The organism is Kluyvera sp. (assembly GCF_965301105.1).
Genome location: NZ_CBDKZX010000011.1, coordinates 43,850 through 65,074, shown reverse-complemented (window position 1 = coordinate 65,074; position 21,225 = coordinate 43,850). Strand labels below are relative to the sequence as shown.

The 21,225-nt window shown below is 56.2% G+C and carries 23 protein-coding genes; 18 read left to right on the top strand and 5 right to left on the bottom strand.

Annotation, left to right across the window (positions count from 1 at the left end):
- The first annotated feature begins 104 nt into the window (after window positions 1–104).
- Complete coding sequence (gene queE, locus ACW14G_RS07100; RefSeq protein WP_223804143.1) at window positions 105–776, top strand: 7-carboxy-7-deazaguanine synthase QueE; 672 nt, start codon at window positions 105–107, stop codon at window positions 774–776.
- 84 nt (window positions 777–860) lie between these two features.
- Here queE and agp read toward each other — a convergent pair whose 3' ends face one another.
- On the bottom strand, window positions 861–2,102 hold the full coding sequence (gene agp / locus ACW14G_RS07095; protein WP_419057980.1) for a bifunctional glucose-1-phosphatase/inositol phosphatase: 1,242 nt from the start codon (window positions 2,100–2,102) through the stop codon (window positions 861–863).
- Window positions 2,103–2,267: 165 nt separating this feature from the next.
- The gene (gene queD / locus ACW14G_RS07090) at window positions 2,268–2,633 is read right to left on the bottom strand and encodes a 6-carboxytetrahydropterin synthase QueD (RefSeq protein WP_163446301.1); all 366 of its coding nucleotides are present in this window, start codon (window positions 2,631–2,633) and stop codon (window positions 2,268–2,270) included.
- Between the two features lie 304 nt (window positions 2,634–2,937).
- Between queD and cysJ the strand changes: the two genes are divergently transcribed.
- The 3 genes from cysJ (at window position 2,938) to cysH (ending at window position 7,304) form a co-directional block, all read left to right on the top strand.
- Window positions 2,938–4,740, top strand: coding sequence for an NADPH-dependent assimilatory sulfite reductase flavoprotein subunit (gene cysJ / locus ACW14G_RS07085; RefSeq protein WP_163446300.1), 1,803 nt, complete (start codon window positions 2,938–2,940; stop codon window positions 4,738–4,740).
- Window positions 4,740–6,452: an assimilatory sulfite reductase (NADPH) hemoprotein subunit gene (cysI, locus tag ACW14G_RS07080; RefSeq protein WP_249022827.1), complete on the top strand. Its 1,713-nt coding sequence runs from the start codon at window positions 4,740–4,742 to the stop codon at window positions 6,450–6,452. Before cysJ ends, cysI begins: the two co-directional genes overlap by 1 nt.
- A gap of 117 nt (window positions 6,453–6,569) precedes the next feature.
- Window positions 6,570–7,304, top strand: coding sequence for a phosphoadenosine phosphosulfate reductase (gene cysH / locus ACW14G_RS07075; protein WP_249022828.1), 735 nt, complete (start codon window positions 6,570–6,572; stop codon window positions 7,302–7,304).
- A 37-nt stretch (window positions 7,305–7,341) separates the two neighbouring features.
- On the opposite strand, the gene ACW14G_RS07070 is transcribed toward cysH, so the two are convergent.
- Window positions 7,342–8,244, bottom strand: a complete 903-nt coding sequence (locus tag ACW14G_RS07070) for a LysR family transcriptional regulator (RefSeq protein ID WP_249022829.1) — start codon at window positions 8,242–8,244, stop codon at window positions 7,342–7,344.
- Window positions 8,245–8,352: 108 nt separating this feature from the next.
- Between ACW14G_RS07070 and ACW14G_RS07065 the strand changes: the two genes are divergently transcribed.
- Window positions 8,353–8,679, top strand: coding sequence for a nuclear transport factor 2 family protein (locus ACW14G_RS07065; protein ID WP_419057976.1), 327 nt, complete (start codon window positions 8,353–8,355; stop codon window positions 8,677–8,679).
- Window positions 8,657–9,436 (top strand): SDR family oxidoreductase, encoded by a 780-nt coding sequence (locus ACW14G_RS07060; RefSeq protein ID WP_249022831.1) that lies wholly within the window; start codon window positions 8,657–8,659, stop codon window positions 9,434–9,436. Before ACW14G_RS07065 ends, ACW14G_RS07060 begins: the two co-directional genes overlap by 23 nt.
- 39 nt (window positions 9,437–9,475) lie before the next feature.
- Here the strand turns inward: ACW14G_RS07060 and ACW14G_RS07055 are convergent, their stop codons facing one another.
- Window positions 9,476–10,522 (bottom strand): aminopeptidase, encoded by a 1,047-nt coding sequence (locus ACW14G_RS07055; protein ID WP_167575140.1) that lies wholly within the window; start codon window positions 10,520–10,522, stop codon window positions 9,476–9,478.
- A 326-nt stretch (window positions 10,523–10,848) separates the two neighbouring features.
- On the opposite strand from ACW14G_RS07055, the gene cysD reads away from it, so the two are divergent.
- The 12 genes from cysD (at window position 10,849) to rpoS (ending at window position 20,636) form a co-directional block, all read left to right on the top strand.
- Entirely contained in the window at window positions 10,849–11,757 is a 909-nt protein-coding gene (cysD, locus tag ACW14G_RS07050; RefSeq protein ID WP_064543103.1) for a sulfate adenylyltransferase subunit CysD, read from the top strand.
- Between the two features lie 9 nt (window positions 11,758–11,766).
- Window positions 11,767–13,194, top strand: a complete 1,428-nt coding sequence (gene cysN / locus ACW14G_RS07045) for a sulfate adenylyltransferase subunit CysN (RefSeq protein WP_455648550.1) — start codon at window positions 11,767–11,769, stop codon at window positions 13,192–13,194.
- Window positions 13,194–13,799 carry an adenylyl-sulfate kinase gene (cysC, locus tag ACW14G_RS07040; RefSeq protein WP_163446293.1) on the top strand — a complete coding sequence of 202 codons (606 nt, stop codon included), beginning with the start codon at window positions 13,194–13,196 and terminating at the stop codon, window positions 13,797–13,799. The genes cysN and cysC overlap by 1 nt, the downstream gene beginning before the upstream one ends.
- Window positions 13,800–13,842: 43 nt before the next feature.
- Window positions 13,843–14,169: a DUF3561 family protein gene (locus ACW14G_RS07035; protein WP_163446292.1), complete on the top strand. Its 327-nt coding sequence runs from the start codon at window positions 13,843–13,845 to the stop codon at window positions 14,167–14,169.
- Between the two features lie 151 nt (window positions 14,170–14,320).
- Window positions 14,321–14,638, top strand: a complete 318-nt coding sequence (gene ftsB / locus ACW14G_RS07030; RefSeq protein ID WP_163446291.1) for a cell division protein FtsB — start codon at window positions 14,321–14,323, stop codon at window positions 14,636–14,638.
- 19 nt (window positions 14,639–14,657) lie between these two features.
- A complete protein-coding gene (ispD, locus tag ACW14G_RS07025) occupies window positions 14,658–15,368 on the top strand; it encodes a 2-C-methyl-D-erythritol 4-phosphate cytidylyltransferase (protein WP_167575142.1) in 711 nt (236 codons plus the stop codon).
- On the top strand, window positions 15,368–15,847 hold the full coding sequence (gene ispF, locus ACW14G_RS07020) for a 2-C-methyl-D-erythritol 2,4-cyclodiphosphate synthase (RefSeq protein ID WP_249022833.1): 480 nt from the start codon (window positions 15,368–15,370) through the stop codon (window positions 15,845–15,847). Before ispD ends, ispF begins: the two co-directional genes overlap by 1 nt.
- Window positions 15,844–16,893 carry a tRNA pseudouridine(13) synthase TruD gene (gene truD / locus ACW14G_RS07015; RefSeq protein ID WP_163446289.1) on the top strand — a complete coding sequence of 350 codons (1,050 nt, stop codon included), beginning with the start codon at window positions 15,844–15,846 and terminating at the stop codon, window positions 16,891–16,893. Before ispF ends, truD begins: the two co-directional genes overlap by 4 nt.
- Window positions 16,874–17,635, top strand: a complete 762-nt coding sequence (gene surE, locus ACW14G_RS07010) for a 5'/3'-nucleotidase SurE (RefSeq protein WP_249022834.1) — start codon at window positions 16,874–16,876, stop codon at window positions 17,633–17,635. Before truD ends, surE begins: the two co-directional genes overlap by 20 nt.
- The gene (locus ACW14G_RS07005) at window positions 17,629–18,258 is read left to right on the top strand and encodes a protein-L-isoaspartate(D-aspartate) O-methyltransferase (RefSeq protein ID WP_249022835.1); all 630 of its coding nucleotides are present in this window, start codon (window positions 17,629–17,631) and stop codon (window positions 18,256–18,258) included. Before surE ends, ACW14G_RS07005 begins: the two co-directional genes overlap by 7 nt.
- A 122-nt stretch (window positions 18,259–18,380) precedes the next feature.
- A complete protein-coding gene (gene nlpD / locus ACW14G_RS07000; protein WP_163446287.1) occupies window positions 18,381–19,526 on the top strand; it encodes a murein hydrolase activator NlpD in 1,146 nt (381 codons plus the stop codon).
- Window positions 19,527–19,643: 117 nt separating this feature from the next.
- Window positions 19,644–20,636, top strand: a complete 993-nt coding sequence (rpoS, locus tag ACW14G_RS06995; RefSeq protein WP_106926080.1) for an RNA polymerase sigma factor RpoS — start codon at window positions 19,644–19,646, stop codon at window positions 20,634–20,636.
- 61 nt (window positions 20,637–20,697) lie between these two features.
- Here the strand turns inward: rpoS and ACW14G_RS06990 are convergent, their stop codons facing one another.
- Window positions 20,698–21,102, bottom strand: coding sequence for a MarR family winged helix-turn-helix transcriptional regulator (locus ACW14G_RS06990; protein WP_064543127.1), 405 nt, complete (start codon window positions 21,100–21,102; stop codon window positions 20,698–20,700).
- Window positions 21,103–21,225: the final 123 nt, after the last annotated feature.

Here is a 21,225-nt window from a genome sequence, read left to right as displayed (position 1 = left end):
AAGTGCGTCGGCAAAAAAGCAACGTGCGGTTGCGCAAGAAGTGCGAGGGATCGCTGGCGCGAAATATGCAATAATGACGGTTTACCACTACTGAAGAGCCGATGATGCAGTACCCGATTAACGAGATGTTTCAGACCCTGCAGGGTGAAGGTTATTTTACTGGCGTCCCCGCCATCTTTATTCGTTTACAGGGATGCCCGGTAGGCTGTGCCTGGTGTGACACCAAACATACCTGGGATAAGCTCGAGGATCGGGAAGTGTCTCTGTTCAGTATCCTGGCGAAAACCAAAGAGAGCGATAAGTGGGGGGCGGCAAGCAGCGACGATCTGCTGGCGATTATTAGCCGTCAGGGCTGGACCGCACGTCACGTGGTGATTACCGGCGGCGAGCCGTGCATCCACGACTTAACTCCGCTTACCGCGCTGCTTGAGCAGAATGGCTTTAGCTGCCAGATTGAAACCAGCGGTACCCATGAAGTGCGCTGCACGCCGAACACCTGGGTGACCGTGTCGCCGAAGGTGAACATGCGCGGCGGCTACGACGTGCTGTCGCAGGCGCTGGAACGCGCCGATGAAATCAAGCATCCGGTAGGCCGCGTGCGCGATATTGAAGCGCTGGACGAACTGCTGGAGACGCTCTCTGACGAGAAGCCGCGGATTATTGCCTTGCAGCCGATCAGCCAGAAAGACGATGCTACCCGTCTGTGCATTGAAACCTGCATTGCGCGCAACTGGCGTCTGTCGATGCAGACGCACAAGTATCTGAATATTGCCTGATGATATTTGCCGCCCGGAGGAGGCGCATCGCGTCTCCTCCGGAAACATCCCGGCATCGCTTCGCTCAGCCGGGGGCGTTAAGCTTTACTTCGCCGCGTCGTTCATAACTTTTGAGAAGGTGTCCATCGGGCAGAAACCGTTGGCATCAACCGGGCAGCCTTTTAGCGACAGCGTGACGCGCTGCGGCGGTGTTTTCAGGGTTAATGCATCCGCGTTACGCAACTGCTCGGCGCTCTGATAAACATACTCAATTTTCATCAAATCCCGATTTGCTTGCGTATCATGCCAGCGCTGGAACACAATTTTCCCGCCGATTGGCGTGCGTTCGTACTGACCCGGCAACGTGTAGGCGTTGAAATCCAGCGCCGTCAGCAGCGAAGCAATGTTCGAGTCATGACCCACCAGAACGGTGATTTTCGGCGTTTTCGCCGCTTCGGTTACCAGCGCATTATCGATATATTTCACCAGCGGTTTTGCTACGTTGCGCGCGACTTCTGGCGAGGTAAACAGGCTGTCCTGATAGCCGTTTTTAAGTTTTGACAGCAGACGCCACTGCTGATCGGTTTTAATTTCCCCCCAGGCTACCTGGTCAAGCGGGAACCCTTCGTAATATTGCAGCGTGAACGCATCGACCAGCGAGTTACCGATTGCCAGCGGCCCTTTAACGCCCGGCTCCTTCTGGTAGTTGGCGCTAAAGCTGTCTTTGGCATCGCTCAGCGAACACTGTTGCTTCTCTTTGCAGGAAGGAGAATCCTGATAACGGGCAATCTGCGCCAGCAGCTTATAGCTCTCGTCGAGCTGTTGAGCCTGCCGCGCTTTCTCCATCGCCTGTACTGCCTTCTCACGGAATGAGGCAGAGTCGTCGGTGATCACCGGGTTAAAGGTTGGGTCCATGATGCCCATTTTTTCCTGGTGGTGGACGACAACGTCGCAGCCGGGGAAGGCGCCATTAATAAAGAACTGGGCGGTGGCAACGGTGCGTTGCAGGCTGTTGGCATAGGCGTATACCGTGTCCGGCGCCGGGCATTCCCCGCTGGTGACCATTCCCTGCTGCGCCAGCCATTCACGCATATAGTGGCCCATATAGACTTCGAGCACGCCGCCTTTGGTGGTGAGCTGTCCGCCGGGAACGTCCCATTCCGGCCAGGCATTTGGCGTCGACTGTTCGAGCACGCTACCGTTAGTCGCCAGCGGCGCGCGCAGGTTGTGACGGCTCATCACCAGCACCTGCTGAAGCTGATAGCCTTCGGGTGGCGTTTGCGCCTGGCTTAATCCTGAGAACAATAACAGTGCCGGCATTGCAGCGGCGAGAAGCGTTTTTTTCATCCCTTATTCCTCACAATGTATTAACCAACCCAAAGAGTGTGACAGAACTTCGTCATATTTCCTGGGCGGATGCCGCATTCTGAAAGATTAGGGAAATGAATGTGATAGGAGACTACGGAAGGGGAACGGGGGAGACGCGAACCGACTCCCCGCTTGCCGACTGACTTACTCGCCGCGGTAGACGCAGCCTGCGGTACAGGTTTCTTTCACCATTACCGCGCTCAGCAGCGGCACAACCGGTTTAACCTGTTCCCAGATCCAGCGGGAAAGCACTTCGCTGGTCGGGTTTTCCAGACCCGGAATATCGTTCAGATAGTAGTGATCCAGACGATCGTAGGTCGGTTTGAACGCCGCTTTCAGTTCGGCAAAATCCATGATCCAACCGGTATGGGGATCAACTTCACCGGTAATCTCAAGACGCACCATAAACGAGTGGCCGTGCAGGCGACCGCACTTATGCCCTTCCGGCACATGTGGCAGATGATGGGCGGCTTCGAAGGTGAAATCTTTAAACAGTGTGGTGGACATCATGAACTCTCAGTCTTGCGGAAAAAAACGCCGCATAGTACCCGAATGCACATTTTTCTGCATTAACTAAAACCGCCAAATGGGCAAAGAGGACAATAATTGTGCACGATGATAATTATTATCCATTTATATCAATAGGTTATTTAACCTGTTTTATTGCTATTAACTACCAGGAAAAGAGGTTAGTCCATTTGGTTATTTGATATTTCTATCCCTTCTTTAATTGTTATTATCCACGTCGTTAACCTTACATTCAGTTTTGTTTTTTCTGATTAGAAACAGCTTTGCTACTGGAACATAACAACGCATGACAACACAGTCTCCCCCTTCAGCTTTGCTCCCGCTTAATCCGGAGCAGTTAGCGCGCCTTCAGGCGGCCACTACTGATTTATCACCCACCCAGCTTGCCTGGGTTTCCGGCTATTTTTGGGGCGTGCTTAATCAGCAGCCTGGCGCTGCGGCCGTTTCTGCCGCACCGGCTGCCGTCGAAGTCCCGGCCATTACGCTGATTTCCGCCTCGCAGACCGGCAATGCCCGCCGCGTTGCGGAAGCGCTGCGTGACGATCTGCTGGCCGCCAAACTGAACGTGAACCTGGTGAACGCCGGGGATTATAAATTCAAACAAATCGCGTCGGAAAAGCTGCTGGTGATCGTGACCTCTACGCAGGGTGAAGGGGAAACGCCGGAAGAAGCGGTAGCGCTGCATAAATTCTTGTTCTCGAAAAAAGCGCCGAAGCTGACCGATACTGCCTTTGCGGTGCTGGGCCTTGGCGATACTTCCTATGAGTTTTTCTGCCAGGCTGGGAAAGACTTTGACAGCAAGCTGGCCGAGCTGGGCGGTGAGCGCCTGCTCGACCGCGTCGATGCAGACGTGGAGTACCAGGCCGCCGCGGCGGAATGGCGTGCGCGTCTGGTTGAGGTGCTGAAAGCCCGCGCGCCGGCTGCACCTTCCGTGCAGGCGGCAGCAAGCGGGGCGGTGAACGACATTCACTCCAGTCCGTACACCAAAGAAGCGCCACTGTCGGCGTCGCTGTCGGTCAACCAGAAAATCACCGGCCGCGATTCTGAAAAAGACGTCCGCCATATTGAAATTGACCTCGGCGATTCTGGCCTGCGCTATCAGCCAGGCGACGCGCTGGGCGTGTGGTATCAGAATGATCCTGCGCTGGTGCAAGAGCTGGTGGAGCTGCTGTGGCTGAAAGGTGACGAGCCCGTTACCGTCAACGGCAAAACCCTGCCGCTGGCCGAAGCGCTGCAGTGGCACTTCGAACTGACGGTCAACACCGCGAATATCGTGGAGAACTACGCTACGCTGACGCGCAGCGAGTCTCTGCTGCCGCTGGTGGGCGATAAAACGCAGTTGCAGCAATATGCAGCCACCACGCCTATCGTCGATATGGTGCGTTTCTCCCCGGCGCAGCTCGACGCTGAAGCATTAATCGGCCTGTTGCGTCCGCTGACGCCGCGTCTGTACTCTATTGCCTCTTCACAGGCGGAAGTCGAAAGCGAAGTGCACGTAACCGTCGGCGTCGTGCGCTACGATATTGAAGGCCGCGCCCGCGCGGGTGGTGCTTCCAGCTTCCTCGCCGACCGCGTGGAAGAAGAGGGCGAAGTGCGCGTGTTCATTGAGCACAACGATAATTTTCGCCTGCCGGCGAATCCGCAGACTCCGGTGATTATGATTGGCCCTGGTACGGGTATCGCGCCGTTCCGCGCCTTTATGCAGCAGCGCGCCGCCGATGGTGCGGAAGGTAAGAACTGGCTGTTCTTCGGTAACCCGCACTTCACCGAAGATTTCCTTTATCAGGTTGAATGGCAGCGTTACGTGAAAGAAGGCGTGCTGAGCCGGATCGATCTGGCCTGGTCACGCGATCAAAAAGAAAAAATCTACGTACAAGACAAACTGCGCGAACAGGGCGCAGAGCTGTGGCGCTGGATTAATGACGGTGCCCACATTTATGTCTGCGGCGACGCCAATCGCATGGCGAAAGACGTTGAGCAGGCGTTGCTGGAAGTGATTGCTGAGTTCGGTGCAATGGACATCGAAGCGGCGGATGAATTTTTAAGTGAGCTGCGCGTCGAGCGCCGTTATCAGCGAGATGTCTACTAATGAGCGAAAAACACCCAGGGCCTTTAGTGGTCGAAGGCAAACTGACTGACGCCGAGCGCATGAAGCGTGAAAGTAATTTCCTGCGCGGCACCATCGCGGAAGACCTGAATGACGGCCTGACCGGCGGCTTCCACGGCGATAACTTCCTGCTGATCCGTTTCCACGGCATGTACCAGCAGGATGACCGTGATATTCGTGCCGAGCGCGCCGAGCAGAAGCTGGAGCCGCGTCACGCGATGCTGCTGCGTTGCCGTCTGCCGGGCGGAGTGATCACCACCACCCAGTGGAAGGCGATCGACAAATTCGCCGCTGACAACACGATTTACGGCAGCATCCGTCTGACCAACCGTCAGACCTTCCAGTTCCACGGTATTCTGAAGAAGAATGTCAAACCGGTGCATCAGATGCTGCATTCGGTGGGGTTGGATGCGCTGGCGACCGCCAACGACATGAACCGTAACGTGCTGTGCACCTCCAACCCGTATGAGTCGCAGCTGCACGCGGAAGCCTACGAGTGGGCGAAAAAGATCTCTGAACATCTGCTGCCGCGCACTCGCGCCTATGCGGAGATCTGGCTCGATCAGGAGAAGGTCGCGACCACCGACGAAGAACCGATCCTCGGCGCAACCTATCTACCGCGTAAATTTAAAACCACGGTGGTGATCCCGCCGCAGAACGATATCGATCTGCACGCCAACGACATGAACTTCGTGGCGATTGCCGAAAATGGCAAGCTGGTGGGCTTTAACCTGCTGGTTGGCGGCGGTCTGTCTATTGAGCACGGTAATAAGAAAACCTACGCGCGTACGGCCAGCGAGTTCGGCTTCCTGCCGCTTGAGCATACCCTGGCGGTAGCGGAAGCGGTGGTGACGACCCAGCGTGACTGGGGGAACCGTACCGACCGTAAAAATGCGAAAACCAAATACACGCTTGAGCGCGTCGGTGTCGACACGTTCAAAGAAGAAGTTGAGCGTCGCGCGGGGATCAAATTCGAGCCGATCCGTCCGTATGAGTTTACCGGTCGCGGTGATCGCATCGGTTGGGTGAAAGGGATCGACAACAACTGGCACCTGACGCTGTTTATCGAAAACGGTCGTATCCTGGATTACCCGGGACGTCCGCTGAAAACCGGCCTGCTGGAGATCGCGAAGATCCACAAAGGCGATTTCCGTATCACCGCTAACCAGAACCTGATCATCGCCAGCGTGCCGGAAAGCCAGAAAGCGAAGATCGAGAAGCTGGCGCGCGACCACGGGTTGATGAATGCGGTGAAACCGCAGCGCGAAAACTCGATGGCCTGCGTGTCGTTCCCGACCTGCCCGCTGGCGATGGCCGAAGCCGAGCGTTTCCTGCCATCGTTCACGGACAAAGTCGAGGCGATTCTGGAAAAACACGGCATCCCGGACGAGCATATTGTGATGCGCGTGACCGGCTGCCCGAACGGCTGTGGCCGCGCGATGCTGGCGGAGCTGGGGCTGGTGGGCAAAGCGCCGGGTCGCTACAACATGCATCTGGGCGGCAACCGCATGGGGACGCGTATTCCGCGTATGTATCGCGAAAATATTACGGAATCAGAAATTCTCGATTCTGTTGACGAACTGGTTGGGCGCTGGGCGAAAGAGCGCGAAGCGGGTGAAGGCTTCGGCGACTTTACGGTGCGTGCGGGCATCATTCGCCCGGTGCTCGATCCAGCGCGTGATTTCTGGGAATAACACCGTCCCCCCTCACCCTAACCCTCTCCCCGCAGGGGAGAGGGGACCGCTCGGTTTTCTCCCTCGCCCCTTTGGGGAGAGGGCCAGGGTGAGGGGAAACACACAAACGAGGTCCATATGTCCAAACTCGATCTAAACGCCCTGAACGACCTGCCAAAAGTCGATCGCGTACTGGCGCTGGCCGAAACCAACGCTGAACTGGAAAAACTGAGCGCTGAGGATCGCGTGGCCTGGGCGCTGGAAAACCTGCCCGGCGAATACGTGCTCTCCTCAAGCTTTGGTATCCAGGCGGCGGTGAGTCTGCATCTGGTGAATCAGATTCGCCCGAATATCCCGGTGATCCTCACCGATACCGGCTACCTGTTCCCGGAAACCTACCAGTTTATTGATGAGTTAACGGACAAACTCAAACTTAATCTCCAGGTCTATCGCGCCAAAGAGAGCGCTGCCTGGCAGGAAGCGCGTTACGGCAAACTGTGGGAGCAGGGCGTTGAAGGCATTGAGAAATACAATGACATCAACAAGGTCGAGCCGATGAACCGGGCGCTCAAGGAGTTAAACGCGCAGACCTGGTTTGCCGGCCTGCGCCGCGAGCAGTCAGGTAGCCGTGCTACGCTGCCGGTGCTGGCGATTCAGCGCGGCGTGTTTAAAGTGCTGCCGATTATCGATTGGGATAACCGTACCGTTTACCAGTATCTGCAAAAGCACGGTCTGAAATACCATCCGCTGTGGGATCAGGGCTATCTGTCGGTTGGCGATACGCACACCACCCGCAAATGGGAGCCGGGCATGGCGGAAGAAGAGACGCGGTTCTTCGGGCTGAAGCGTGAGTGCGGGCTGCACGAAGGGTAATGAATTTATCGCGCAGCGGGCCCTCTGTTGCGCGATATTAAGCCTGCTGGCGACCTAATTCCCTCGCCATTTCCAGAAAGGCGGCAAGCCCGGCGGACGGGTTGCGACGCCCGGGGTAGTAAATACACAGGCCGGGGAAGGGTGGTGTCCAGTCGTTGAGCAGGCGAACCAAACGACCTGCTGCAATATCCTCCACCACATCCTGCTCCAGAAAGCAGCCAATCCCGGCGCCTTCCAGCACGGCAATCCGCGCTAAAGAGGCCTCATCAAGCGTAAGTCGCCCTTGAACATCCACCTGCACAACCTCTCCGGCGTTTTCCAGGTGCCAGCGGTAAATCGTACCGTCGGGCAGCCTGACGCGAATGCAGGCGTGATGGAGAAGATCGAGCGGTGTTTCAGGGCTGCCCTGTTCTTTAAGATACTGAGGCGAAGCGACGATAGCGTGACGCTGCGGCTGGCCTAATGAAATGGCAATCATGTCATTGGGAATAAGCTTCGCCACACGGACGCCCATATCAAAGCCTTCCGCCACGATATCAATCAGGCGACCATCGGTGACAATATCGACCTGCATTTCGGGATAGCGCTGCAGAAACTTCAGCACCAGCGAAGAGAGAATGGTGCGCGCGGCAAAGGGCGGAGTATTAATTCGCAGCAGCCCCGACGGCGTTTCGCGGCGGGCGCGAACGACCTCCAGGGCATCATAAACCCCCTGAAGCGAAGGGCCGACGTTATCAATAAACAGGCGACCGGCATCGGTCAGGCTGACGCTACGGGTGGTGCGGTTAAACAGCCGGACGCCAAGCCCGGACTCAAATTTGGCAATCGTGTGGCTCAGCGCCGTGGTGGAAACACCCAAATCGACCGCCGCCGCGCGGAAAGTTCCACGACGGGCAATCGCCATGACGGCTTCTAAATCAGTGAGCGCAACGCGCGACATTATCCCGTTTCCTTCATCACTTCATCAACATTTGTCCTGATTGTTTAAACTATAGCGGATCCTTACAGTAAACCCGTAACGTTTATTGAAAGGAGCGGCAGCATGAATATGCCAACGGCAATACAGCATTTCTTTAATGAAGAAAGTCTCGACACGGCGATGAGTGCCTTTGCGGAATATGCGGTGGTCAAAGATGAGGGGAATACCTATACCGGCCGCACGGCTATCCGCGCATGGCGGGTCGCTTCCAGAGAACAGTATGATTTTGTCTCTGAACCATTCGATATGTTTGCACGTGGCGACATCGTGACGATTCGTGCCAACGTTAGCGGCAACTTCCCGGGTAGCCCTGTTGTGCTGGACTACGATTTCCGTCTGCTAAAAGACAGTATTGTTGAACTGGAGATTGGTTATGCCGAGCTTTCTGGGTCTTGAGGGAAAACGTGTGCTGGTCACGTCGGGGACCAAAGGCGCAGGCGCGGCGACGGTGGCGCTATTTTTAGCGCAGGGCGCGCGGGTGATGACCTGTGCCAGACATCAACCGGAGGCCCATAGCGATGCGCTTTTTGTCGCCGTTGACCTCACAACCGCGGAGGGCTGTGTGGCGTTGGCTGATGCTGTACAGACGCAGCTTGGCGGTGTTGATATTGTCGTCCATATGCTTGGCGGCTCGTCGTCACCGGCCGGAGGCTACGCCGTGCTCAGCGATGATATCTGGCAACAGGAGCTGGTGTTGAACCTCTATCCCGCCGTCCGTCTGGATCGCCTGCTGCTGCCTGCGATGGTGGCTAACGGGCAGGGTGTGGTCGTTCACGTCTCGTCTATTCAGCGTACCTTGCCTTTACCGGAGTCCACTACGGCCTACGCGGCAGCGAAAGCTGCGCTATCCACCTACAGCAAAAGCCTCTCCAAAGAAGTGTCGCCAAAAGGCGTTCGTGTTTTGACGGTAGCGCCTGGATGGATTGAAACCGAGGCCGCCGTACGCTTTGCCGAGCGGCTGGCTGCTGAGAAAGGAATCGATTACGAGGACAGTAAAAAGATCATTATGGATTCGCTGGGCGGTATTGCGCTTGGTCGTCCGTCAGCGCCGGAAGAGGTGGCGAACCTGATTGCTTTCCTGGCGTCTGAGCGAGCCGGTTCGATTACCGGCAGTGAGTACGTTATTGATGGCGGAACGATCCCCACGGTGTAATGCGGTAAAGGTCAGGCGGGCTGCCTGACCTTGAGGGTATCAGCCGTGCGTTTTTGCCTTCGCCAGCTCTCGCATCAGCGGCATCATCACTCTGACCACTTCACGGCTACGGCGCTCAATACGCCCCGGCAGCGCTTTATCAATATATTGCTGGTTGTCGAGTTGCGCGTTATGCCAGCTGGTGCCGTCCGGGAAGCTGGCGCTTTTCGCGCGCTGCTGGTAGCCGTCCTTTTTGCCAAGCGACCAGTTGGTGGCTTCGACGGAGAGTACCGGGATACCCGCCTGGTCGAAGACTTCGGCATCGTTGCAGCAACCAGTACCCTGCGGGTATTGCGGATTGAGGCCTGGGTTGGTGGCGGCAGCAATGCCGCGGCTGTGGGCCAGGGTCAGCGCCCGGTCGCGGGTTAACTTGCGCACCGAGGCCGGAGTTTTGACGCCGCTGTTAAAATAGAGTTTGTCGCCGACGACCAGGTTATCGAGGTTAATGACCAGCAGCGTATTTTTCTTTTCCGCGCTGCTCATGCGCTTAAGTAAATTCTCAGCGCCGAGTTTTCCCTCTTCTTCACCGCTGGTAGCGATAAAACGGATGCCATACTCTGTGGGAATATTTTTAAAACGTTCCGCCAGTTCCAGCATTACGCCGAGGCCCAGTGCGTTATCGTCGATGCCCTGAAGCGTCAGACCGCCGAGATTCTGTTCGACGTCGCTGTCGCTGTGCGGCGCGTAGGTGTCGAGATGCGCCATGATAATAATCTGCTGGCTGGATTTCCCTTCATGCGCCGCGATAACCGTACTGCCGACCACGTTATGCCAGTTTTTTCGGTTATCTTTGCTGGTGTAGATATAGCGGCTGTTAAAGGTACGGATATCGCTCTGGTAACCCATTTGCGCAAACTGCTGACGAATATAGTCGGCGGAGAGCATTTCAGCGGGCGTGCCGGTAATGCGTCCGGGGAAATAGGTGGCAATATAGCGAGCCTGCGTATTGGCGATGGTGCCCAGTGACGAAGCGGCGGCCTGTGCCGGGAGGGAGAAGCATACGCCGAGCGCCAGGGCTGCCATGCAGTGGCGCAATGCGGAGAACATAGGAAGTCCTTACAACAGAGCAAAAAAATAGACGCGCTTAGTATGAAACTGTGGTTTTCATTACACAATTTCAAAAGCTCTTAAATGCCCGAAAAATAGCATGTTAAGCACTTTTTGATATTTGCTTTTCCAGCGCGTTATTCCTTTGAGTAACTACTCATTCCTTTTCGTAATTTCATTTGGTCTAAACCTACCCCTATAGTCCCTCTATTGCTGATTGTTAGCGAGTTGTAGCACGACCCCGCAGCAACAACCCAATAAGCGCCAACGACAAGATCGGCCCTCAACACAACAGACGTGCAATGAATCAGGCTTAAGGAACGGTTATGGACCAAAAACGACTTACTCACCTGCGGCAACTGGAGGCGGAAAGCATCCATATCATCCGTGAGGTGGCCGCCGAATTCTCTAATCCGGTGATGATGTACTCCATCGGCAAAGATTCCAGCGTAATGCTGCATCTGGCGCGCAAGGCGTTTTATCCGGGTACGCTGCCGTTCCCGCTGCTGCACGTTGACACTGGCTGGAAGTTCCGCGAAATGTACGAGTTCCGCGACCGTACCGCGAAAGCCTATGGCTGCGAACTGCTGGTGCATAAAAACCCGGAAGGGGTGGCGATGGGGATCAATCCGTTTGTCCACGGTAGCGCCAAGCACACCGACATTATGAAAACTGAAGGGCTGAAGCAGGCGCTGAACAAATACGGTTTTGATGCCGCGTTCGGCGGCGCGCGTCGCGATGAAGAGAAATCTCGCGCCAAAGAGCGTATTTACTCCTTCCGCGACCGCTTCCACCGCTGGGATCCGAAAAACCAGCGTCCGGAGCTGTGGCACAACTACAACGGCCAGATCAACAAAGGTGAAAGCATCCGCGTCTTCCCGCTCTCTAACTGGACCGAGCTGGATATCTGGCAGTATATCTACCTGGAAAACATCGAAATTGTTCCGCTGTACCTGGCCGCTGAGCGCCCGGTGCTGGAACGTGACGGCATGCTGATGATGATCGATGACGATCGTATTGATTTGCAGCCTGGTGAAGTGATCAAAAAACGCATGGTGCGTTTCCGTACCCTGGGATGCTGGCCGCTGACCGGCGCGGTAGAGTCCGACGCGCAAACGCTGCCGGAAATTATCGAAGAGATGCTGGTCTCGACCACCAGTGAACGCCAGGGACGCGTGATTGACCGCGACCAGGCCGGCTCCATGGAGCTTAAAAAACGTCAGGGTTATTTCTAAGGAGCCGCCATGAACACCACTATTGCACAACAAATTGCCGATGAAGGCGGCGTTGAAGCGTATCTGCACGCTCAGCAGCACAAAAGACTGCTGCGTTTTCTGACCTGCGGCAGCGTGGATGACGGCAAAAGTACGCTGATTGGCCGCCTGCTGCACGATACTCGTCAGATTTACGAGGACCAGCTGTCGTCGCTGCACAATGACAGCAAGCGTCACGGCACCCAGGGCGAGAAGCTCGATCTGGCGTTGCTGGTGGACGGCCTGCAGGCCGAGCGCGAGCAGGGCATCACCATCGACGTGGCGTACCGCTATTTCTCCACCGAGAAGCGTAAATTTATTATCGCTGACACCCCGGGGCACGAGCAGTACACCCGTAACATGGCCACCGGCGCGTCGACCTGCGACCTGGCGATTTTGCTGATCGACGCGCGTAAAGGCGTACTGGATCAGACCCGTCGTCACAGCTTTATTTCCACACTGCTGGGCATCAAGCATCTGGTGGTGGCTGTCAATAAAATGGATCTCGTCGGCTACAGCGAAGAGACCTTTAACCGCATTCGCGAAGAGTATCTGACCTTTGCCGAGCAGCTGCCGGGCAACCTCGATATTCGCTTCGTCCCGCTGTCCGCGCTGGAAGGCGATAACGTTGCCAGCAACAGCGACAAGCTGCCGTGGTACAGCGGCCCGACGCTGCTGGAAGTGCTGGAGACGGTGGAAATCCGTCGTACGGTGGATACCCAACCGATGCGTTTCCCGGTTCAGTACGTGAACCGCCCGAACCTCGATTTCCGCGGTTTCTCCGGCACGCTGGCTTCCGGCACCGTGAAGGTCGGCCAGCGCATTAAGGTGCTGCCGTCAGGCGTAGAGTCTACCGTGGCGCGCATCGTGACCTTTGACGGCGATCTGCAGGAAGCGGCGGCAGGCGAAGCCATCACGCTGGTACTGAAAGATGAAATCGACATCAGCCGTGGCGACCTGCTGCTTGACGCACAGGACGCGCTGCCGACGGTGCAACGCGCTTCCGTTGACGTGGTGTGGATGGCCGAGCAGCCGCTGGCGGCAGGGCAAAGCTATGATATTAAAGTCGCCGGTAAGAAAACCCGCGCCCGCGTCGATGGCATTCAGTATCAGGTTGATATCAATAACCTCACCCAGCGTGAAGTGGACGCGCTGCCGCTGAACGGTATCGGCCTGGTGGATCTGACTTTTGATGAGCCGCTGGTGCTCGATAAATATCAGGAAAACCCGGTCACCGGCGGCCTGATCTTTATTGACCGCTTAAGCAACGTGACCGTCGGTGCGGGCATGGTGCGTGAACCGAATACCGAGGATGCGGTGGTGAATTCAGAGTTCAGCGCTTTTGAACTTGAGCTGAATGCGTTGGTGCGCAAACACTTCCCGCATTGGGGCGCGCGCGATTTGCTGGGAGGCAAGTAATGGCGGCACATGACGAAAACGTCGTCTGGCATGCCCATCCCGTCACCGCGCAGCAGCGTGAACAACTCCACGGTCACCGTGGGGTTGTGCTGTGGTTTACCGGGCTTTCGGGCTCGGGTAAATCCACCGTGGCCGGGGCGCTGGAAGAGGCGCTGCATGAGCTTGGTGTAAGCACCTATTTGCTTGATGGCGATAATGTGCGCCACGGGCTGTGCAGCGATCTCGGCTTTACCGATGCAGACCGTAAAGAAAATATTCGCCGCGTCGGCGAAGTGGCGAAACTGATGGTGGATGCCGGGCTGGTGGTATTGACCGCATTTATCTCGCCTCATCGCGCCGAACGGCAGATGGTGCGTGAACGCGTAGGGGACGATCGCTTCTTTGAAGTCTTTGTCGATACGCCGCTGGCAACTTGCGAAGCCCGCGATCCGAAAGGGCTGTATAAAAAAGCGCGCGCCGGAGAGTTGCGTAATTTCACCGGAATTGATTCATCGTATGAATCACCCGAGCAGCCTGCGATCCACCTGGACGGTGAACAATTAGTAACAAATTTGGTTGCGCAATTATTAGATCTACTGAGGCAGAGCGATATTATCAGATCCTGAAAACGTGTCGGAGTTTGCCTGCTCCGACCTAACAGGATTATTTATGCGTAACACTCAGAACATCAACGTGGCCCAGCCCGAGTCACTAGCCTCTGCTTATGATGAAACCACCTGGTCTTTGTCAGGGGCTTTTGTCGGCTTTGTGGCGTGGTTGATGGCGCTGGGTATCCCCTATCTGCATTACGGCAATAACACGCTGTTCTTTTTCCTCTACACCTGGCCTTTTTTCCTTGCTCTGATGCCCGTCGCGGTGGTGGTTGGCGTTGCGTTTCACTCGCTGGTGAAAGGCAAGTTAGGTTACACCATTGTTGCAACGCTACTGACTGTCGCCCTCCTGTGTGGTTTGCTATTCATGTGGATTATGAGTTAATACCTTCGTATGAGGGTTCAGCGGCGGCGGATTCCACGCCAATAGGCAAGGGAAATGTGGTACATTTCCGGCGATATGCGGTATCGCCTGCGGCCGGAGTGGAGTATGACGGCAAGTTATGGGATGATAGAGCCGTTTTTCAGGGGGCAGGATGGGTAAATTAACGCTGCTATTACTGGCTTTGCTGGTCTGGCTACAATATTCGCTGTGGTTCGGAAAGAACGGTCTGCATGACTTCAGCCGAGTCCGTGATGATGTATCCGTACAACAAACAACCAACGCAAAATTAAAAGCGCGCAACGATCAGCTTTTCGCCGAAATTGATGACCTTAATGGCGGCCAGGAAGCGATTGAGGAACGCGCACGTAATGAACTCAGCATGACCCGTCCGGGCGAAACGTTCTATCGTCTGGTTCCGGATGCGTCTAAACGCACGCAGGGCGCGGGGCAAACGCAAACTAATCGATAATCAGTCCCAGGATGACGACATGGCCGTGACTTTTCCGGGCGTATGCGCCGTGGTGCCGGCAGCCGGATTTGGCCGCCGCATGCAAACGGACTGCCCAAAACAATATCTCTCAATCGGTAACAAAACGATTCTTGAACACTCGGTGGATGCGCTGCTGGCTAACGCCCGCGTCCAGCGGGTGATTATCGCCGTCTCTGCCGGAGACGAACGCTTCGCGCAGCTGCCTCTTGCGCAACATCCCCAGATTACCGTCGTTGAAGGCGGCGCTGAGCGCGCGGATTCCGTGCTGGCGGGCCTGCGTGCGATTGATGATGCGCAATGGGTGCTGGTACACGACGCGGCCCGTCCGTGTCTGCATCAGGACGATCTGGCGCGTCTGCTCAGCTTAAGCGAAACCAGCCGGGTCGGCGGTATTCTGGCCGCGCCGGTGCGCGATACCATGAAGCGCGCCGAGCCGGGGAAAGCTGCGATTGCGCACACTGTCGATCGTAACGATCTGTGGCATGCGCTGACGCCGCAGTTTTTCCCGCGCGAACTGTTACTGGATTGCTTGACCCGCGCGCTGAACGAAGGCGCGTCGATTACCGACGAAGCGTCGGCATTAGAATATTGCGGCTTTCATCCCGAGTTGATTGCCGGACGTGCTGATAATATTAAGGTGACCCGCCCGGAAGATCTGGCGCTCGCTGAATTTTACCTCACCCGCTCGGGTAACCCGGAGAATGCATAATGCGAATTGGACACGGTTTTGACGTACACGCCTTTGGCGGCGAAGGCCCGATTATCATTGGCGGCGTGCGCATCCCGTACGAAAAAGGGCTGCTGGCGCACTCCGATGGCGACGTTGCGCTGCACGCGTTGACCGACGCCCTGCTGGGCGCGGCGGCGCTGGGCGATATCGGCAAACTGTTCCCGGACACCGATCCCGCCTTTAAAGGCGCGGACAGCCGCGCCCTGCTGCGCGAAGCGTGGAAACGCGTGCAGGCCAAAGGCTACACGCTTGGCAATGTTGATGTCACGATCATTGCCCAGGCGCCAAAAATGCTGCCGCACATCCCGCAAATGCGCGTGTTTATTGCCGAAGACCTCGACTGCCATATGGATGACGTTAACGTTAAAGCGACCACCACCGAGAAGCTGGGTTTTACCGGGCGCGGTGAAGGCATTGCCTGCGAAGCGGTCGCACTGCTGCAAAAGGCGACGTCATGATTCAGTTTGATGCACTGACCTACCTGCACGGCAAGCCGCAGGGAACGGGGCAGTTAAAAGCTAGCCCGGAAGATTTCCTGGTGGTTGAAGATTTAGGTTTTGAGCCGGACGGTGAAGGCGAGCACATTCTCGTGCGCATCCTGAAAAACGGCTGCAATACCCGCTTTGTTGCCGACGCGCTGGCTAAATTCCTTAAAATACATGCTCGCGAAGTGAGCTTTGCCGGACAGAAAGATAAGCATGCGGTCACCGAGCAGTGGCTGTGCGCGCGCGTGCCGGGCAATACGATGCCGGATTTAAGCCAGTTTCAGCTGGAAGGCTGTCAGGTGCTGGAATACGCGCGTCATAAGCGTAAGCTGCGTTTAGGCGCGCTAAAAGGCAACCAGTTTACGCTGGTGCTGCGTGAGGTGAGCGGCCGTGATGACGTCGAGACACGATTACAGGCGATTGCCGAACGCGGCGTGCCGAACTACTTCGGCGCTCAGCGTTTTGGCATTGGCGGCAGTAACCTGCTGGGCGCACTGCGCTGGGCAGAAAGCGGCGCGCCGGTGCGGGATCGTAATAAACGCAGTTTTTGGTTGTCGGCGGCCCGCAGCGCGTTGTTTAATCAGATAGTGAGCGAACGCCTAAAAAAACCGGACTTTAATCAAGTTGTTGACGGCGATGCGCTACAATTAGCGGGACGCGGCAGCTGGTTTGTTGCCACCGATGAAGAGCAGGCCGTACTGCAGGCTCGCGTCGACGCGCGTGAATTAATGATTACCGCAGCGCTGCCTGGGAGTGGCGACTGGGGAACACAGCGTACCGCCCTGGAATTTGAACAGACCGTGCTGGCTGAAGAGACGGCGCTGCAGTCGCTGCTGCAGCGTGAAAAAGTCGAAGCCGCGCGCCGCGCCATGCTGCTCTATCCGCAGCAGCTGAGCTGGAACTGGTGGGACGACGTCACCGTCGAACTGCGCTTCTGGCTGCCGGCGGGCAGTTTCGCGACCAGCGTGGTAAGGGAACTTATCAATACAACAGGTGATTATGCGAATATTGCTGAGTAACGATGACGGGATCCATGCGCCAGGCATTCAGACGCTGGCCAGAGCCTTGCGGGAATTTGCCGAGGTTCAGGTAGTTGCACCCGATCGTAACCGCAGCGGCGCGTCGAACTCGTTGACGCTGGAATCCTCGCTTCGTACCTTCACTTTCGATAACGGCGACATTGCCGTGCAGATGGGCACGCCAACCGACTGCGTCTATCTGGGCGTCAATGTGCTGATGCGTCCGCGCCCGGATATCGTGGTTTCAGGCATTAATGCCGGCCCCAATCTGGGCGATGACGTGATCTACTCTGGCACGGTTGCCGCCGCCATGGAGGGCCGCCATTTAGGCTTTCCCGCCCTCGCGGTGTCGCTAAACGGTCATCAGCACTATGAGACCGCCGCGGCGGTGACCTGCTCGCTGCTGCGTGCGCTCGCCCGTGAACCGCTGCGCACCGGGCGCATCCTCAACGTCAACGTGCCCGACCTGCCGCTCGACCAAATCAAAGGCATTCGCGTGACCCGCTGCGGCAGCCGCCATCCGGCGGATAAAGTGATTCCACAGCAGGATCCGCGCGGTAATACTCTCTACTGGATTGGGCCGCCGGGCGACAAATGCGACGCCGGGCCGGATACCGATTTTGCCGCGGTGGACGCGGGCTACGTATCGGTGACGCCGCTGCATGTGGATCTCACCGCGCACAGTGCGCATGAGGTGGTCACCGGCTGGTTGGAGCAGGCGAGGGTCGATGCGCAATGGTAGTCAGTAAACGTATCCAGAGTCTGCTCAACCAACTTCGTCAACTGGGCATCCGCGATGAGCGGGTGCTTGATGCGATGGCGCAGGTTCCGCGCGATAAATTTATTGATGAAGCGTTTGAACATAGCGCGTGGGAAAACGTCGCGTTGCCGATAGGCCAGGGCCAGACGATTTCGCAGCCCTATATGGTGGCGCGCATGACCGAGCTGCTGGAGCTGACGCCGGGGTCCCGGGTGCTGGAGATTGGCACCGGGTCGGGCTATCAGACGGCGATTCTGGCGCATCTGGTGCATCATGTCTGCTCCGTTGAGCGGATAAAAAGTCTGCAATGGCACGCCCGGCGTCGCCTGAAGCAGCTTGATTTACATAATGTATCGACCCGCCACGGCGATGGCTGGCAGGGGTGGCAGGCACGCGCCCCGTTTGACGCTATCATCGTTACGGCGGCACCGCTGGAGATTCCGGTTGCGTTAATGTCGCAGCTGGACGAAGGCGGTATCCTTGTTTTACCCGTGGGCGACGATCGCCAGTACCTCAAGCGCGTTCATCGGCGGGGAGACGAATTTATTATTGATACCGTTGAGGCTGTTCGCTTCGTTCCCCTGGTAAAAGGGGAGCTGGCCTGAGTCCCGGATTTTTCTGAGGGTATTCAGCGAAATTCAGCGTATGGTGAACACGTTTTCCAGTGTTCATCGCCTGCGTTGCACGGTATTAAGTCACTGGCAGTTAACCTATTCCTGGGGGATAAATGAGCGCGGGAAGCCCTAAATTTACCGTCAATCGTGTTGTGGCATTATCACTGGTTTCACTTTGGTTGGCCGGTTGTACTTCTTCGAATAATACACCAGCGCCAGTCAGCTCCGTGAACAGCGGAGGCTCCAGCAGCACGAACTCCGGCATGCTGATTACGCCGCCGCCAAAAATGGGCAGCACGGCGCAGTCAACGCCTCAGATTCAACCGGTACAGCCGGTTCAGACCCAGCCGGTGCAGGCGCAGCCGCAAGTCGCGCAGCCTGTTGCTGAACAACCGGTGCAGATGCAGAACGGTCATATCGTCTATAACCGTAAATATGGCGACATTCCTAAAGGCAGCTATACCGGCGGCAGCACCTACACGGTGAAGCATGGCGATACGCTGTTCTACATCGCGTGGGTGACCGGGAATGATTTCCGTGACCTGGCCCAGCGCAACAACGTCGCGGCGCCGTACGCCCTGAATGTCGGCCAGGTTCTGCAGGTGGGGAACGCTTCAGGTCAGCCGATTACCGGCAATAACCCTGTCGCCATGGCCAGCGCACAGGCCAGCAGCGGAAATTCCGGATTAGTCTCAAAACCTGCACAAAATTCAACCGCGGTTGTTGCGTCGACTCCGACAATTACGTATTCTGAGGATTCAGGTGAACAAAGTGCTAACAAAATGTTGCCTAACAACAAGCCTGCGACGACAGTCACAGCGCCTGTAACGGCACCAACTGCGAGCACAACCGTACCGACTGCCAGCAGTACTTCAACCAGTTCGCCGATCTCTTCATGGCGCTGGCCAACTGACGGCAAGGTAATCGAGAACTTTAGCGGCACCGACGGTGGCAACAAAGGTATCGATATTGCAGGCAGTAAAGGACAGGCAATCGTCGCAACCGCCGATGGGCGCGTCGTCTATGCCGGTAACGCACTGCGCGGTTACGGTAATCTTATTATCATCAAACACAACGATGATTACCTGAGTGCCTACGCTCATAACGATACAATGCTGGTCCGGGAACAACAGGACGTCAAGGCGGGGCAGAAAATCGCTACCATGGGTAGCACCGGAACCAGTTCAACACGTTTGCATTTTGAAATTCGTTACAAGGGGAAATCCGTCAACCCGCTGCAGTATTTACCGCAGCGATAAGTCGGCAAAGTACTTCACATGAACGCTTTCAGGTGACGTCGGCGACCGCAGAGGTCGCCTGAAAAGTGACATGATAAGGTGCATTGCCTGGGGATCACGGGTAGGAGCCACCTTAAAATGAGTCAGAATACGCTGAAAGTTCATGATTTAAATGAAGACGCGGAATTTGATGAGAATGGAGTAGAGGCTTTCGATGAGAAGGCCTTAAATGAAGAGGAACCCAGTGACAACGAACTCGCGGAAGAAGAGCTCTTATCGCAAGGTGCCACTCAACGTGTACTCGATGCGACTCAGCTTTACTTAGGCGAGATCGGCTATTCTCCGTTATTGACCGCTGAAGAAGAAGTTTATTTTGCACGTCGTGCCCTGCGTGGCGACGTTGCCTCACGCCGTCGGATGATTGAAAGTAACCTTCGTCTGGTGGTGAAAATTGCCCGCCGTTACGGCAATCGTGGTCTGGCACTGCTGGATCTGATTGAAGAGGGCAACCTGGGGCTGATTCGTGCCGTAGAGAAATTCGACCCGGAGCGTGGGTTCCGTTTTTCAACCTATGCCACCTGGTGGATCCGTCAGACCATTGAACGGGCGATCATGAACCAAACCCGTACCATTCGTCTGCCGATCCATATTGTTAAAGAACTGAACGTCTATCTGCGTACCGCGCGTGAACTGTCCCACAAGCTGGACCATGAACCGAGCGCGGAAGAGATAGCTGAACAGCTGGACAAGCCGGTTGATGACGTAAGCCGTATGCTGCGTCTCAATGAACGCATCACTTCAGTTGATACGCCGTTGGGCGGAGATTCTGAGAAAGCGCTGCTGGATATCCTGGCCGATGAAAATGAAAACGGCCCGGAAGACACCACGCAAGACGATGATATGAAGCAAAGCATCGTGAAATGGCTGTTCGAACTGAACGCCAAACAACGAGAAGTGCTGGCGCGTCGTTTTGGTCTGTTGGGGTATGAAGCAGCTACGCTGGAAGATGTCGGCCGCGAGATTGGCCTGACCCGCGAGCGCGTGCGTCAGATTCAGGTTGAAGGTCTGCGTCGTCTGCGTGAAATTCTGCAGACACAGGGGCTGAATATCGAAGCGCTGTTCCGCGAATAAGCCTGTTTTATTCAAAGAGGTCAGTCGTCAGACTGGCCTTTTTCTTTGCTTTCTTTCCGCGTTATTCCATCATCTTACGAATTAAATGTGTAAATTGCTCCCGTTCCTGCGGCGTCAAACGCTGCAAAAACTCATCATCCACGCGATTTCCCACCGGCTGGCTCGCCGCCAGTAGCGCTTCCCCGTCCGGGGTTAAAAAAACAAAACGCCGACGCTTATCATCCGGGTCATGCTCGCGTTTGACCCACCCACGAGCCTCCATTCGGCTCAGCATTTCAGCGAGCGTCGCCTTGGTGCTAACCGCCACGCTGGTCAACGCCACTTGTTCAATGCCTGGGCATTCGGCGATGGAGCGCATGACCGCATACTGCGGCTTGGTGAGTTCCGGCAACTCGTGCTGCCAGCGTGACGTATGCTGTTGAAAAAGATGGCGGAGCAGGTGAAACGCTTCGTTTTTGATCTCCATGATCGCTCTCCGGCAATGTATCTGCGCTTATGATAGCCGCTCCCGACCCATTGAACAAAAAATGCGAGCTTCGCTGAACAACCTTGCCAGACTCGTCCAACAGGAGTAGCTTAACCACATTGT

Excerpts from the sequence above, each read along its gene's own strand:
- queE (WP_223804143.1), top strand. The coding sequence starts at position 105 with ATGCAGTACCCGATTAACGAGATGTTTCAGACCCTGCAGGGTGAAGGT.
- agp (WP_419057980.1), bottom strand. The coding sequence starts at position 2,102 with ATGAAAAAAACGCTTCTCGCCGCTGCAATGCCGGCACTGTTATTGTTC.
- queD (WP_163446301.1), bottom strand. The coding sequence starts at position 2,633 with ATGATGTCCACCACACTGTTTAAAGATTTCACCTTCGAAGCCGCCCAT.
- cysJ (WP_163446300.1), top strand. The coding sequence starts at position 2,938 with ATGACAACACAGTCTCCCCCTTCAGCTTTGCTCCCGCTTAATCCGGAG.
- cysI (WP_249022827.1), top strand. The coding sequence starts at position 4,740 with ATGAGCGAAAAACACCCAGGGCCTTTAGTGGTCGAAGGCAAACTGACT.
- cysH (WP_249022828.1), top strand. The coding sequence starts at position 6,570 with ATGTCCAAACTCGATCTAAACGCCCTGAACGACCTGCCAAAAGTCGAT.
- ACW14G_RS07070 (WP_249022829.1), bottom strand. The coding sequence starts at position 8,244 with ATGTCGCGCGTTGCGCTCACTGATTTAGAAGCCGTCATGGCGATTGCC.
- ACW14G_RS07065 (WP_419057976.1), top strand. The coding sequence starts at position 8,353 with ATGCCAACGGCAATACAGCATTTCTTTAATGAAGAAAGTCTCGACACG.
- ACW14G_RS07060 (WP_249022831.1), top strand. The coding sequence starts at position 8,657 with ATGCCGAGCTTTCTGGGTCTTGAGGGAAAACGTGTGCTGGTCACGTCG.
- ACW14G_RS07055 (WP_167575140.1), bottom strand. The coding sequence starts at position 10,522 with ATGTTCTCCGCATTGCGCCACTGCATGGCAGCCCTGGCGCTCGGCGTA.
- cysD (WP_064543103.1), top strand. The coding sequence starts at position 10,849 with ATGGACCAAAAACGACTTACTCACCTGCGGCAACTGGAGGCGGAAAGC.
- cysN (WP_455648550.1), top strand. The coding sequence starts at position 11,767 with ATGAACACCACTATTGCACAACAAATTGCCGATGAAGGCGGCGTTGAA.
- cysC (WP_163446293.1), top strand. The coding sequence starts at position 13,194 with ATGGCGGCACATGACGAAAACGTCGTCTGGCATGCCCATCCCGTCACC.
- ACW14G_RS07035 (WP_163446292.1), top strand. The coding sequence starts at position 13,843 with ATGCGTAACACTCAGAACATCAACGTGGCCCAGCCCGAGTCACTAGCC.
- ftsB (WP_163446291.1), top strand. The coding sequence starts at position 14,321 with ATGGGTAAATTAACGCTGCTATTACTGGCTTTGCTGGTCTGGCTACAA.
- ispD (WP_167575142.1), top strand. The coding sequence starts at position 14,658 with ATGGCCGTGACTTTTCCGGGCGTATGCGCCGTGGTGCCGGCAGCCGGA.
- ispF (WP_249022833.1), top strand. The coding sequence starts at position 15,368 with ATGCGAATTGGACACGGTTTTGACGTACACGCCTTTGGCGGCGAAGGC.
- truD (WP_163446289.1), top strand. The coding sequence starts at position 15,844 with ATGATTCAGTTTGATGCACTGACCTACCTGCACGGCAAGCCGCAGGGA.
- surE (WP_249022834.1), top strand. The coding sequence starts at position 16,874 with ATGCGAATATTGCTGAGTAACGATGACGGGATCCATGCGCCAGGCATT.
- ACW14G_RS07005 (WP_249022835.1), top strand. The coding sequence starts at position 17,629 with ATGGTAGTCAGTAAACGTATCCAGAGTCTGCTCAACCAACTTCGTCAA.
- nlpD (WP_163446287.1), top strand. The coding sequence starts at position 18,381 with ATGAGCGCGGGAAGCCCTAAATTTACCGTCAATCGTGTTGTGGCATTA.
- rpoS (WP_106926080.1), top strand. The coding sequence starts at position 19,644 with ATGAGTCAGAATACGCTGAAAGTTCATGATTTAAATGAAGACGCGGAA.
- ACW14G_RS06990 (WP_064543127.1), bottom strand. The coding sequence starts at position 21,102 with ATGGAGATCAAAAACGAAGCGTTTCACCTGCTCCGCCATCTTTTTCAA.